Origin of the sequence: Pseudomonas maioricensis, assembly GCF_022790535.1 — a bacterium.
GTDB classification, from domain to species: Bacteria; Pseudomonadota; Gammaproteobacteria; order Pseudomonadales; family Pseudomonadaceae; genus Aquipseudomonas; species Aquipseudomonas maioricensis.
On sequence record NZ_LOHG01000013.1, the window covers coordinates 110,569 to 123,959 of the forward strand.

13 protein-coding genes are annotated in these 13,391 nt (G+C 58.5%); 7 read left to right on the forward strand and 6 right to left on the reverse strand.

Annotated elements, in window-relative coordinates; translation table 11 throughout:
* Positions 1 to 159: 159 nt before the first annotated feature.
* The 3 genes from AUC61_RS19795 to AUC61_RS19805 all read left to right on the forward strand — a co-directional run bounded on the left by AUC61_RS19795 (position 160) and on the right by AUC61_RS19805 (position 2,746).
* A complete protein-coding gene (locus AUC61_RS19795) occupies positions 160 to 636 on the forward strand; it encodes an NYN domain-containing protein (protein ID WP_243247853.1) in 477 nt (158 codons plus the stop codon).
* A gap of 23 nt (positions 637 to 659) precedes the next feature.
* Positions 660 to 1,271: a 3'-5' exonuclease gene (locus tag AUC61_RS19800; RefSeq protein WP_243247884.1), complete on the forward strand. Its 612-nt coding sequence runs from the start codon at positions 660 to 662 to the stop codon at positions 1,269 to 1,271.
* Positions 1,272 to 1,414: 143 nt separating this feature from the next.
* Entirely contained in the window at positions 1,415 to 2,746 is a 1,332-nt protein-coding gene (locus AUC61_RS19805) for an RNA helicase RhlE1 (RefSeq protein WP_243247854.1), read from the forward strand.
* A 160-nt stretch (positions 2,747 to 2,906) separates the two neighbouring features.
* On the opposite strand, the gene AUC61_RS19810 is transcribed toward AUC61_RS19805, so the two are convergent.
* Both AUC61_RS19810 and AUC61_RS19815 read right to left on the reverse strand, forming a co-directional pair.
* Complete coding sequence (locus tag AUC61_RS19810; protein WP_243247855.1) at positions 2,907 to 3,764, reverse strand: MaoC family dehydratase; 858 nt, start codon at positions 3,762 to 3,764, stop codon at positions 2,907 to 2,909.
* Between the two features lie 34 nt (positions 3,765 to 3,798).
* Entirely contained in the window at positions 3,799 to 5,154 is a 1,356-nt protein-coding gene (locus tag AUC61_RS19815) for a 3-oxoacyl-ACP reductase (RefSeq protein WP_243247856.1), read from the reverse strand.
* Between the two features lie 114 nt (positions 5,155 to 5,268).
* On the opposite strand from AUC61_RS19815, the gene AUC61_RS19820 reads away from it, so the two are divergent.
* Positions 5,269 to 6,546, forward strand: coding sequence for an acetyl-CoA C-acetyltransferase (locus AUC61_RS19820; protein ID WP_243247857.1), 1,278 nt, complete (start codon positions 5,269 to 5,271; stop codon positions 6,544 to 6,546).
* Positions 6,547 to 6,639: 93 nt separating this feature from the next.
* On the opposite strand, the gene AUC61_RS19825 is transcribed toward AUC61_RS19820, so the two are convergent.
* The gene (locus AUC61_RS19825) at positions 6,640 to 7,668 is read right to left on the reverse strand and encodes a bile acid:sodium symporter family protein (RefSeq protein ID WP_243247858.1); all 1,029 of its coding nucleotides are present in this window, start codon (positions 7,666 to 7,668) and stop codon (positions 6,640 to 6,642) included.
* A 103-nt stretch (positions 7,669 to 7,771) separates the two neighbouring features.
* Here AUC61_RS19825 and AUC61_RS19830 point away from each other — a divergent pair, with 103 nt between their 5' ends.
* Together AUC61_RS19830 and AUC61_RS19835 are read left to right on the forward strand one after the other, a co-directional pair.
* Positions 7,772 to 8,554, forward strand: a complete 783-nt coding sequence (locus tag AUC61_RS19830; RefSeq protein ID WP_243247859.1) for an AraC family transcriptional regulator — start codon at positions 7,772 to 7,774, stop codon at positions 8,552 to 8,554.
* Positions 8,555 to 8,789: 235 nt separating this feature from the next.
* Positions 8,790 to 9,686, forward strand: a complete 897-nt coding sequence (locus tag AUC61_RS19835) for a PA4780 family RIO1-like protein kinase (RefSeq protein WP_243247860.1) — start codon at positions 8,790 to 8,792, stop codon at positions 9,684 to 9,686.
* 212 nt (positions 9,687 to 9,898) lie between these two features.
* Here AUC61_RS19835 and cueR read toward each other — a convergent pair whose 3' ends face one another.
* The 3 genes from cueR to AUC61_RS19850 form a co-directional block, all read right to left on the reverse strand.
* A complete protein-coding gene (cueR, locus tag AUC61_RS19840; protein WP_243247861.1) occupies positions 9,899 to 10,300 on the reverse strand; it encodes a Cu(I)-responsive transcriptional regulator in 402 nt (133 codons plus the stop codon).
* Positions 10,297 to 12,495 carry a heavy metal translocating P-type ATPase gene (locus AUC61_RS19845; protein WP_243247862.1) on the reverse strand — a complete coding sequence of 733 codons (2,199 nt, stop codon included), beginning with the start codon at positions 12,493 to 12,495 and terminating at the stop codon, positions 10,297 to 10,299. Before AUC61_RS19845 ends, cueR begins: the two co-directional genes overlap by 4 nt.
* A 68-nt stretch (positions 12,496 to 12,563) precedes the next feature.
* A complete protein-coding gene (locus AUC61_RS19850) occupies positions 12,564 to 12,944 on the reverse strand; it encodes a hypothetical protein (protein ID WP_122662545.1) in 381 nt (126 codons plus the stop codon).
* Positions 12,945 to 13,101: 157 nt separating this feature from the next.
* Between AUC61_RS19850 and AUC61_RS19855 the strand changes: the two genes are divergently transcribed.
* Complete coding sequence (locus AUC61_RS19855; RefSeq protein ID WP_122662547.1) at positions 13,102 to 13,305, forward strand: heavy-metal-associated domain-containing protein; 204 nt, start codon at positions 13,102 to 13,104, stop codon at positions 13,303 to 13,305.
* Positions 13,306 to 13,391 lie beyond the last annotated feature (86 nt).

Consider the following 13,391-nt stretch of genomic DNA (forward strand, 5'->3'; position numbering starts at 1 on the left):
CCCCTGATACACCGCTATTCGCAGCCTGCGGCAGCTCCTACAAAAACCGGGCATTGGCGCCAATGCCCGGGGCACCCACGAAACTGGCATACTAAGCGCCGATTCATTTCTGAATCGGCGTTGTCGTTTGGCTGCGCTGCTGCGTCATGAGGATTACCGGTGAAGAAAATCGCTGTGTTCGCCGATGTACAGAACCTCTATTACACCGTCCGTCAGGCCCATGGTTGCCATTTCAACTATGCGGCGTTGTGGGCGGACATCAGCAAGCGTGGGCAAATCGTTGAGGCGTATGCCTATGCCATCGACCGTGGCGACAGCAAGCAGCAGCAATTCCAGCAAATCCTCCGCAACCTCGGTTTTACCGTCAAACTCAAACCGTACATCCAGCGCAGCGATGGCTCGGCCAAGGGTGACTGGGACGTGGGCATCACCATCGATATCATGGACGTCGCGCCGCAGGTCGACGAAGTGGTACTGGCTTCCGGCGATGGCGATTTCGATTTGTTGCTTGAGCGCATCATCAGCAAACATGGTGTCGAAGCGGTTGCTTATGGCGTGCCGGGGCTGACCGCCAACTCGCTGATCCGCGCCGCCAGTCGTTACGTGCCCATCGAGGGTGCGTTCCTTTTACGTTGATTTTTTAAGGATTCAGGCAAGTGTTGGAACGTGTAGCGGTCATCGACTTTGAAACCACCGGTATTTCTCCCGGCCAAGGCTGCCGTGCCACGGAGATTGCTGTGGTGATCATGGAGCAGGGGCGCATCGTTGATCGTTTTCAAAGCCTGATGAACGCCGGTGTGCGAATTCCAGGCTTCATTGAGTCGCTGACCGGCATCAGCAACAGCATGATTCGCACTGCACCGTCGGCTGAACGAGTCATGAGCGACGTGGCAGACTTCGTGGGCACGATCCCGTTGGTGGCGCATAACGCGTCGTTCGACCAGAAGTTCTGGGATTACGAGCTGTCGCGCATCGAACGTAGCCGCCAACAAAGCTTCGCCTGTTCCCTGCTGTTGGCGCGACGCCTGATGCCCGCCGCGCCCAATCACAAGCTAGGCACCCTGACCAGCTATGCGCGACTGCCCAACACCGGCAAGGCTCACCGGGCCATGGCCGATGCTGAAATGGCGGCCAACCTGACTGCGCACCTCACTAACGAACTGCGCCACACCCACGGCCTGTCCACGATATCCCACCAATTGCTTTGCACCCTGCAGAAAGTGCCTGCGGCGAAAATCAGCGACGCCATCAAGCGTCAGCGCGGGTTTTAACGACTGTCGTTGGCGCCTCGCCGCCAGTCTCTACAACTGATTAACCTGACGCCGTTTGCGAAAGCCGCAGGCGGTGCAGGCCGGAATAGTCCGGACAGGGTAAACTGCGCGCCATCTCGCGTGATTTATCTACGGTATTTCCAATGACATTCGCCACACTCGGCCTGATCGAACCCCTGCTGCGCGCGCTTGAAGCGCTCGGCTACCAGACTCCGACGCCTGTTCAGGCGCAGGCGATTCCACCGGTCCTGGCCGGGCGTGACCTGATGGCCGCCGCGCAGACCGGTACCGGCAAGACCGCTGGCTTCGCCTTGCCACTGCTGCAGCGGCTGACCATGGAAGGCCCTAAAGTCACGCCCAACTCGGTACGTGCGCTGGTGCTGGTGCCGACCCGTGAGTTGGCCGAGCAGGTCCACGAGAACATTCGCCAGTACGCCGAACACCTGCCGTTGAGCACGTATGCCGTCTACGGCGGCGTGAGCATCAACCCGCAGATGATGAAGCTGCGCAAGGGCGTCGATGTACTGGTTGCAACGCCGGGGCGTCTGCTGGATCTGTATCGCCAGAACGCGGTGAAGTTCTCCCAACTGCAAACGCTGATTCTCGACGAAGCGGATCGCATGCTCGATCTGGGCTTTTCAGAAGAGTTGCGCGACATCTACAAGGCGCTGCCCAAAAAGCGTCAAACCTTGTTGTTCTCCGCAACCTTCTCCGACGCTATCCGCCAGTTGGCTTCGCAGATGCTGGACGACCCACTGACTATCGAAGTCAGCCCGCGCAACGTGGCGGCGTCTTCGGTCAAGCAATGGGTGGTGACGGTCGACAAGAAGCGCAAGCCTGAGTTGTTTATTCATCTGCTGAAGAAACTGCGCTGGTCGCAGGTTCTGGTGTTCGCCAAAACTCGCGTAGGCGTCGATCAACTGGTGGATCGCCTGCAAGGTCTGGGCATCAGTTCTGATGGTATTCACGGCGACAAGCCGCAGGCCACGCGTCAGCGTGCTCTGGATCGTTTCAAGGCGAGTGAAGTGCAGATTCTGGTGGCGACCGATGTTGCTGCCCGCGGTCTTGATATTGATGACTTGCCGACAGTGGTCAACTTCGACCTGCCCATCGTCGCCGAAGATTACATCCACCGCATTGGCCGCACCGGTCGTGCAGGTCTGACGGGTGAAGCTATTTCGCTGGTATGCGCTGACGAAGTGGAATTGCTGTCAGCCATTGAAACCCTGACCCGCCAGACATTGCGTCGCGAAGAAGAGCAGGATTTCGAACCGGAACACCGTGTGCCAACCACCGATGCCAGCGGCCAGATTCTGAAGAAGCCGAAAAAGCCGAAGAAACCCAAGGTATCGGGCGGCAAGCGCAATCTGGGCAAGTGGATCGACAGTGGTGACACCGCCCCGGAAGCGCCATCGGCCAAGCCGGTGCGTAAAGTTCCGGTGTTCAACACCGGCCCGCGCAAGAAGAAGCCTTGATGTAATTACACGGTTTTTTTGTAGGAGTGAGCTTGCTCGCGATAGCGTTAGTTCAGGCGATAAATTCGTCGACTATGAAATCGAATCGCGAGCAAGCTCACTCCTACAGGGTCCGTTTTTGCTGCGCGACAGCGTGATGTCAGGTGCCTAGGCTGCGCTGTTATTCCGTCAGCGGCTGCCAGCTTCCCACCATATGCACCAACTCTGGCGCACCTTCCAGGCGGAACTGACCGTGAGACCAAGCGGCGCTGGCTGACAGCACTATCTCGCTGGGTAAGCGGACGGGTTTCTGGAACTGCACGCTGATGTCCACATTGGACGCCGGAAGATGATTGGCCAGAAAAGCCAGGGTTCTCGCCTTGAGCCACATGCCATGGGCAATTGCCTTGGGGAAGCCGAATAACCTGGCGCTGGGCGCACTCAGGTGAATGGGGTTGTAATCACCGGACACCTTGGCGTAACGCCGACCAATCTCCGCTGTCGCTTGCCAGCGTGCAACTTCCGTGACGGGTAATGGGGCGGGTTCGAACTCACCGATGGCTGCGCCTTCGAGGTTTACACCCCGGCACAGCATCGTGCTTTCTTCTTCCCATAACAGACCCATTGAGTCTTCAACTTGAGTGATCAGGCTGAACGTCGCACCTTTCTCATGGGGCTGCAGGTTCTCGGCCTGCACGCCCACGTACACCTTGCTCACGCTGCCGAGAGGCCGATGAATCTTGATGCGGTTACTCAGGTGTATCAGCCCCAATAAAGGGAAAGGAAAATCCTTGGCAGTCATAAGCTGCATTTGCAGGTTGAACGCCAGCACATGTGGATAGGTTGGAGGCAGCAGGCTGTTTTCACTGAAACCGCACACTTCGCGGTATTGGGTCAGTTTCTGCGCATCTACTGAAGTCCAGCAGCGTAGCCCGATCTCGGGTAGTTCAGTACCGGTTACCTTGCGCCGCAATGCCGCCTGCACGAATAGATTCGGCAGGGTGGGCAGGGAATCCAGGTATCGCCAATGAGCGCTCATCGTGCATCTCCTTGCTCTGATTATCGTCTGCTGGTCACGCGCCGATGACGCTTTGACCACAGACCCGCAACACCTGGCCACTGACGGCGCCAGCACCTGGTTGAGCCAGCCAGGCAACAGCCTCTGCCACATCTTGTGGCAAGCCCCCTTGACCCAGAGAACTCATGCGGCGCCCGGCTTCTCGCAGGGCGAACGGCATGCTCGTGGTCATTTTGGTTTCGATGAAGCCAGGTGCGACTGCGTTGATGCTGATACCACGCTCATTCAGGACCGGGGCAAGGGCGCGAGCCAGGCCGATCAGGCCTGCTTTACTGGTGGTGTAATTGGTTTGGCCTCGATTGCCTGCAAGCCCGCTGATTGAGGCGAGGAGGATGACGCGGCCGTTATCACGCAAGGTGCCACTGTCCAGCAGCGCTTCGGTCAACACTTGGGGGGCGTTGAGGTTGACCGACAGCACTGAGTCCCAGAAATCGGCAGACATATTGGCCAGCGTCTTGTCACGAGTAATGCCGGCGTTATGAACCAGGATATCGATGCCACCTTGCAGGTGTTCGATCAACTGCGCGCCTGCATCAGCCGCGCCGATGTCCAGCGTCAGCGCCTTTCCGCCCAGCCGTGCGGCCAATGCTTCCAGATCAGACTTGGCCTGAGGCACGTCGAGCAAGATGACTTCGGCTCCGTCGCGGGCCAGTGTTTCGGCAATCGCGGCACCGATACCACGCGCAGCGCCAGTGACCAACGCTTTGCGGCCACTGAGCGGACGGCTCCAGTCCTGCACCTGGGCCGGGCAAGGACTCAGGCGGATGACCTGACCCGAGATAAACGCGCTCTTGGGCGACAGGAAAAACCTCAGCGCACCTTCAAGCTGATCCTCGGCACCGCTGTCCACTTGCAGCAACTGCACAGTGCCGCCATTGCGCATCTCTTTGGCCAGCGAGCGGCTGAAGCCTTCGAGTGCTTGCTGGGTGCTGGCGGCCAGTGGTTCCTGCAGGCTGGCGGGGGCGTGGCCAAGAATCACTACATGCGCGCTGTTATCCAGATTTTTCAGCAATGGCTGAAAGAATTCGCGTAACTGCTTGAGGTCTTCGGTGCGCGTAAAGGCACTGGCGTCAAACACTACGGCTTTTATTTTCGGTCCTTGATCGGCAATCCAGGCCGTTGCGCCCGGCACTTCTGAGCCAAAGCTGTAGATTGATTCGGTCAGGCGTTGCGCAAAAAGTCTGACTTGATCCGCCAGTGGCCCGGCGCTGATCAGCAGCGTTCCTTCAACAGGTCGCAGACGCCCGGCCTGCCAGCGTTCCAGTCTGACCGGTTTTGGCAGGCCAATAGCGCCAACCAGGCGGCTGCCTAGGTCGGAGTTGGCAAAATCTATGTAGCGATCAGACGGCATGGAACACTCTCCTTGAGTCGGGGTTCAAAGGTGTTGACCACACTCAAGCGACGTTCGTTCGAGTATCCCCTACGCTGCTCATCAGCGAATCCGTATCAATAAAGGGAGTTTTCAATGAATCAGCCACGCCGGGTCGCCATTGTCGGCGGTAACCGTATTCCGTTCGCGCGCTCAAACGGGCCTTACGCCACTGCGAGCAACCAGGAGATGCTGACTGCTGCTCTGGAAGGTTTGATCGAGCGCTTCAACCTGCACGGCGTTCGCATGGGGGAGGTGGTTGCCGGGGCTGTGCTCAAGCATTCCCGGGACTTTAATCTGACCCGCGAATGCGTGTTGGGCTCGCGCTTGTCGCCGCAAACTCCTGCCTACGATCTACAGCAGGCCTGCGGCACCGGTCTTGAAGCGGCGTTGCTGGTGGCCAACAAGATTGCATTGGGGCAGATCGAATGCGGCATTGCGGGCGGCGTGGACACGACTTCCGATGCGCCAATTGGCGTTAATGAAGAATTGCGTAACATTTTGCTGCAGGTCAATCGCACCAAGTCCATGGGCGACAAACTCAAGCTTTTGTTGAAGTTGCGTCCACATAATCTCAAGCCAGAACTGCCGCGTAACGGTGAGCCGCGCACAGGTCTGTCCATGGGGCAGCATTGCGAATTGATGGCGCAGCGCTGGAATATTCCTCGCGATGCCCAAGACCAATTGGCGCTGGAAAGCCATCTGAAAATGGCCGCGGCCTACACCGAAGGCTGGCAGAACGACTTGATGACGCCGTTTCTGGGGCTGACTCGTGACAACAACCTGCGCCCTGACCTGACGCTCGAAAAGCTTGCCAGCCTGAAACCGGCGTTCGAGCGTAGCGCCAAGGGAACGCTGACAGCGGGCAACTCCACACCGCTGACCGATGGCGCCTCACTGGTGCTATTGGCCAGTGAGGAGTGGGCAAGGGAACGGAGGTTGCCGGTGTTGGCGTATCTGCGAGATGGTGAGTCTGCGGCAGTGGATTTCGTCAACGGCAATGAAGGTCTGCTGATGGCGCCTGCCTATGCCGTGCCTCGGCTATTGGCGCGCAATGGTCTGACCCTGCAGGACTTTGATTACTACGAAATTCACGAAGCGTTCGCCGCGCAGGTGTTGTGCACGCTCAAGGCGTGGGAGGACGCAGATTATTGCCAGACCCGGCTTGGGCTGGAAGCGCCACTGGGGTCGATTGATCGCAGCAAGATGAACGTCAAAGGCAGCTCATTAGCCGCCGGTCACCCGTTTGCCGCCACGGGCGGACGTATTGTTGCCAACCTGGCCAAGCTCTTGAGCGTCGCGGGAGAAGGGAGGGGATTGATATCCATCTGCGCGGCAGGCGGGCAGGGGGTTACAGCGATTCTTGAACGGTGATGTAATTTGTAGGAGCTGCCAAAGGCTGCGAATCGATGCATCAGATAGACCGATTCGCAGCCTTCGGCAGCTCCTACAAAGATCACACCATGCTCAAGCTGCGCGGGCTTCTTCCAGCGCTTCTGCCGACAATTGCTGCTTGTGCCGGTTGGCGTAGTTCTCAGCCATCACCGAACACACAATCAACTGCAGTGGGTGATAGATCATGATCGGCAGCAGAATCAGACCCAGGCCTGGATTGTTACCGAAGATCAACGCTGCCATCGGCGCACCGGCCGCCAAGGACTTCTTGGTCGCACAGAACACTGCCGCAACTTTATCTGCGTGGTTGAATTTCAGCACCCGCGCCGTACCGGTTGTCAGGAGCAGGATAACCACCAGCAACACCGCGCTGCCCACGAAGGCCATGGCAATGACCGAATTGCCTTGAGTTTGCCAGAGGCCTGAAACCATGGAGTTACAGAACGCCGCATAGACCAGCAACAGGATCACGATCTTGTCGATCAGGTTGGTGTACTTCTTGTGTCTGGCGAAAAATTTGCCCACCAACGGACGCACCAACTGGCCCAGGATGAGTGGCAGCAGCAACATCAGGCTCAGGTCCAGCAGCGTAGAACCCAGATCGATGCCACCAGAACCGGTGCCAATCACTAGGCTGACCAGCCACGGCGTCATGAAAATGCCGAACACGCTGGACATGCTCGCGTTGAGAATGGCCGCCGGGACGTTGCCGCCCGCGCTGCCGGTCAACGCTACCGAAGAGGATATCGTCGAGGGCAGCGCGCACAGGTAGAGGAAACCCAACATCAACAGTGCCGGGACGTAAGCACCAAATGCCTTGTCGCAGGCCAGCCAGATGACCGGGAAAACCACGAACGTGAAGACCTGCACCATGATGTGCAGGCGCCAGTTCTTCAGACCATGTTTGATCTGTTCGCTGGAAAGGTTGACGCCGTGCAGGAAGAACACCACAAACACGCCAATATTGATCACGTATTCGGCGTGCATCGAGCCGCCGGTCGCGCCGAAGCCCGGGAAGAAATAAGCCAGGACTGTGGCCAGGACCATCCCGCAAAGGAACCAGTCGGTGACGACGCGCTTGAGATGTTTAAGGACAGACATAGGAGCTCGGCTGATTGTAAAAATAGATGTCTGCAGGCTAACTCACTCGTACACTGCCGTCTTGCGACATAAGGCCATTCCATACCGACTAACGGACAATTCCATGCACCGTCAAGGCAGCGAGCGACAGATACCCGCCCTGAGCCAACTACCGCGCCCGGTGTATGCCCGCGCCGAAAGTCTGAGCGCCGGTTCCTGGACACCTCCGCATCGTCACGAGTGGGTGCAGTTCTCCTACGCGATCAGTGGGGTGCTCGGGGTGCATACCGCCGAAGGCAGCTTCTTCGCTCCACCGCAGTGGGGCGTCTGGATACCTGCCGGTCTGGAGCACGAAGTGGTGACCTCTATGCGTGCGGAAATGCGCAGCCTGTACGTGCGAAAAGAGGACTCCGCCTGGGCGCCGCAACGCTGTCGGGTACTTGAGGTGACGCCGCTGGCTCGCGAGTTGATCAAGAGTTTCTGTCAGTTCCCGGCTGAATACCCGCTGGGTAACAGCAGCGAAGCGCGATTGGTGCAGGTATTGATGGATCAATTGGCGCATCTGCCGGAGGTAGGCTTCTCGCTGCCCTTGCCTCGGCATCCTCGTCTGTTGGAACTGTGCAACGAATTGATTGAAGACCCCGGCCAACTGATCACCCTGCATGATTGGGCCGTGCGACTGGGCGCTTCGGAGAAAACCCTGATGCGTCTGTTTCAGCGTGAAACGGGGTTGAGCTTTCGCGGCTGGCGGCAGAGAGCACGGCTGCTGTCTTCTCTCGGTGCGCTGGAAAATGGCGACAGCGTGACCAACACGGCGTTGGCCTGTGGCTACGACTCTACCTCTGCATTCATTGCGGCGTTCAAGGGGCTGTTCGGGTTTACTCCCGGTGAACTGTTCAAGCAGTGATTGACGCTGATTGTCTTCCGCGATGCGTGCAGTCGGTGAAGTTTCTTACCCTGTGAGCACGGTTTGTTTTTTGCTCTCTTACGGCATGAAAGCTGCTTTATACCGGGACGATGAGGGATTTTCCGACAGAAACTATCCACATCAAACGTCAGCTCCCACTACTCGCTGGCAGAGGATTGCCGTATAACGGGCAACAATCGCGTGTTTGGCAACGAAGGACCCACAATAAAAGCTGATGAAAACTCCTAAACGCATTGAACCCCTGATCGAGGACGGTCTGGTGGACGAGGTGCTGCGCCCGCTGATGAGCGGTAAAGAGGCAGCTGTTTATGTGGTGCGCTGTGGCAATGAGCTGCGGTGTGCCAAGGTTTACAAGGAGGCGAATAAACGTAGTTTCCGTCAGGCTTCGGAGTATCAGGAAGGCCGCAAGGTTCGTAACAGCCGTCAGGCTCGAGCAATGGCCAAGGGTTCGAAGTTCGGCCGCAAGGAAACAGAGGACGCCTGGCAGAACGCCGAAGTGGCGGCGCTGTTCCGGCTGGCTGGCGCTGGTGTCCGGGTCCCCAAGCCGTACGACTTCCTTGAAGGCGTGTTGCTCATGGAGATGATTGCCGATGAGTACGGCGATGCCGCTCCGCGATTGAACGACGTGGTTCTTGAGCCGGATCAGGCTCGCGAGTATCACGCCTTTCTGATCGAACAGATCGTACTGATGTTATGTACCGGTTTGGTGCATGGTGACCTTTCCGAGTTCAACGTACTGTTGACCCCGACCGGTCCGGTCATCATCGATCTGCCTCAAGCGGTGGATGCTGCCGGTAACAACCACGCGTTCAGCATGCTGGAGCGTGACGTGGGTAACATGGCGTCCTACTTTGGCCGCTTTGCGCCGGAGTTGCGTAAAACCAAGTACGCCAAGGAAATGTGGTCGTACTACGAAGCCGGTACTTTGTCGCCATCGACCGTGCTGACCGGTGAGTTCGATGAGCCGGAAGATGAGGCCGATGTAGGCGGTGTGCTTCGCGAAATCGAAGCGGCTCGTCTGGACGAAGACCGTCGCCAGGCTGCTCGCGCTGCCGACGATGCCCCACCGAGCAAGACTGCCGAAGAGCCGCCTCCGCCCTGGATGCAGTGATCGGCAGTTAATAAAAACCCGGCTCAGGCCGGGTTTTTTGTGGACGGAAGGCTGCCAATATCATCCACTGTCATTTGGGTTGGAACGCTGTTCTCCTGTGGGAGCCGAGCTTGCTCGCGATAAGGCTGGACTCGGTTGACTTTAGATCGCGTCCAGCCTTATCGCGAGCAAGCTCGGCTCCCACAAGGTGTGGGTGTCACCTGCGAGGTCACCTAACTACAACACCCACCCGAAGCCAGGTCCTTGAGAATCGGGCAGTCCGGGCGGTCGTCGCCTTGGCAATGTTCAACCAGTTCCTGCAAGGTGTCGCGCAGGCTCGCGAGCTCCTCGATTTTCTGGTTCAGTTCGCCGATATGCTGACGGGCCAAGGCTTTGACGTCTGCGCTGGCGCGTTGTCGGTCTTGCCAAAGCGTCAGCAATTTGCCCACTTCCTCCAGAGAAAACCCAAGGTCCCGCGAGCGCTTGATGAACGCAAGTGTGTGCAAATCATCTTTGCCATACAGGCGATAGCCGCTCTCACTGCGGTGCGCTGCTTGCAGCAGGCCCGTGGCTTCGTAGTAGCGAATCATTTTGGCGCTCAGTCCGCTCTGTTTCGCGGCTTGTCCGATATTCATGGCTGCGTTCCTGAGTCCTTGGGCTTCCATGTCTTGAGCAGAAGGGCGTTGCTCACCACGCTGACGCTGGACAACGCCATGGCCGCGCCTGCCAATACCGGGTTGAGAAAACCGAACGCCGCCAGCGGGATGCCGATCAGGTTGTAGACGAAAGCCCAGAACAGGTTCTGCCGGATCTTGGCGTAGGTCTTGCGGCTGATCTCCAACGCTGCCGGAATCAGCGCCGGGTCGCCGCGCATCAAGGTGATACCGGCCGCATGCATGGCCACGTCGGTGCCGCCGCCCATGGCGATGCCGATGTCGGCAGCGGCCAACGCTGGAGCGTCGTTGATGCCATCGCCGACCATGGCGACCACGCCGTAGCGCTTCAGGTCTGCCACTGTCGCGGCTTTGTCCGCAGGCAGCACTTCGGAATGCACGTCACGGATACCCAGTGCGTCTGCAACTACTTTGGCGCTGCCGTGGTTATCACCGGTCAGCAAGTGGCTGCTGATGTTGCGTGCCGCTAATTGTTCGACCGCTTGCCGCGCGCCGGGCTTGAGTGTGTCGCCAAAGGCGAACAGACCGAGCACAGCGGGGTTCGGACTTTGCTCGATCAACCATGACAAGGTCCGGCCTTCGGCCTCCCAGGTACGGGCTGCGTCGGCCAGCTCTTCCATGTGCAGGCCGCTCTGCTCAAGCATTCGTCGGTTGCCCAGGACCAGGTCGCGTCCGTCCAGCGTTCCGGCAATACCGACGCCAGGGAGGGCATGACTGTTTTCAATGCTGACCGGATTCAGATGCCAATCCCGGCAGGCATCCAGCACGGCTTTAGCCAGCGGATGTTCGCTGCCTCGCTGCAAAGCGCCAGCCCATTCCAGTACCTGTTCTTCATTGCCGCCTTTGGCGCAGAAATGGGCGATCTGAGGTGTGCCCGAGGTCAGCGTACCCGTCTTGTCGAACACTACCGTCGTCACTTCGTGTGCGCGTTCCAGTGCTTCCGCGTCCTTGATCAAAATCCCGTAGCGCGCCGCGACGCCTGTTCCGGCCATGATTGCCGTGGGCGTCGCCAAACCCAGCGCACAAGGGCAGGCGATAACCAATACCGCAACAGCATTGATCAGCGCGCTTTCCATGGGGGCGCCTGCCACCAGCCAACCGGCGAACGTGAACGCGGCGATGACTAAGACCGTAGGGACGAACACCTGACTGACCCGGTCCACCAGCTTCTGGATGGGGGCCTTGCCTGCCTGAGCATCCTCGACCAGCCGGATGATGCGTGCCAGCACCGTTTCAGTGCCCAGCGCTGTGGTCTTGACCAGCAGGCGGCCTTCGCCATTGATAGCGCCGCCCGTGACTTTGTCGCCTTTCTGTTTTGGCACTGGCAGGCTTTCGCCGCTGATCAGCGCCTCGTCGGCGTGGCTTTGACCTTCGATCACTTCGCCATCTACCGGGAAGCGCTCGCCCGGTTTTACCAGCACCAGATCGCCAAGATTCAGAGCGCTGATGGCGATGTCGTACTCATGACCATCGATGACCTGCAGGGCGCGATCCGGGCGCAACGCTTCCAGCGCCCGAATGGCGCTTGCGGTCTGGCGTTTGGCACGGCTTTCCAGGTACTTGCCCAGCAATACCAAGGCAATGACAACGGCCGAAGCCTCGAAATACAAGTGGGGCATTTCGCCGGGCGCAGCATTCATCCATTCATAAACACTCAAGCCGTATCCGGCACTGGTCCCCAGCGCAACCAGCAGGTCCATGTTGCCAGCCCCAACGCGCACGGCTTTCCATGCGGCGATGTAAAAGCGTGCCCCGAAAATAAACTGAACAGGCGTGGCGAGTGCGAACTGTGCCCAGGCGGGCAGCATCCAGTGCATGCCCAGAGGTTGCAGCAGCATTGGCAGAATCAGCGGGATCGACAGCATGATTGCCAGAATCAATGTCCAGCGCTCGCGTTTCAGCGTGCGTAGTTGTTGGTCAGCTTTGGCTGTCGGGTCTTGAAGGGCGGTGGCACCGTACCCGGCTTTTTCAACTGCCGCGATCAGGGTCGCGGTATCCGGCCCGCCGTCCGTCTCGATATGCGCCTGCTCATTCGCGAGGTTGACGCTGACGGTCTTGACCCCTTGCACCTTGTTCAGCGCACGTTCGACCCGACCTGCGCAACTGGCGCAGGTCATGCCGGAAATCGGCAGATCGAAGTTGAGCGGGTTCAGCATGTTCTTTCTCCCTGAAGGCATTTACCTGCAAGGATCAACCTTTCCACGAGGACAAGGTCAAGTCCAGATCAATAATTCAGATCGGCGCGTTTGAGATACATACCATTCAGGCTGCTTGCAATTCGATACTTGAGGATATCGCCCGCCTGAATCCGGATGTTGGTGTTGCTCTGCGCTTCCATGCCCGGATCGCAACCGAATACCGCGCCCGGCAGCACGCGCAAGCGAATGGCGACGTTACCTGCTGGCAGGTTGAAGGATACGGATTGTTCCTGGAACACCCGGCCCGCGAGCTGGTCCTGAATATAAATGCCGATCTCGCACGACGTGGCAACTTCCAGTCGCTCGCGGGAAATGATCAGAACGCCGTAATCCTGATCGGCCTGAACCGCCGGGGAAGCAGCCAACAGACCGAGAATGCCGAAGAGGCTCAATGCTGACCAGCGCATCGCTGATACTCCTGATGTAGACGGTGATGATGCAGCTTGGCCGAGCCTTGCGCCGAATACCAGCCCGGCAGATGAAAGAGAAACTTGACCTTGCCACGATGGGAAGGTCAAACATGGCTTCATTGTTATTCACATCCCTGCTTGAAGGAGTAGCACCATGCAAAGATTCAACGTTCAAGGCATGACCTGCGGGCACTGCGTAAAGGCCGTCACCAGTGCAATCAAGGACCGGGACCCCAGCGCTCTGGTGCAGATAGATTTGCCAACCGGCGAGGTGATTGTCGAAAGCGACCTTGCTGCTCAGGAAGTTGTGGGACTGATTGGCGAGGAGGGATATCAGGCGCAGGTGGTTCAAGGTTGATGACTGAAACGCTACCTGTGGAGTTGCATGAATTCCCGTGGGAGCTGTCCCGGTGTCCATGGCACAGGACCTGTAGGAGCTGCCGA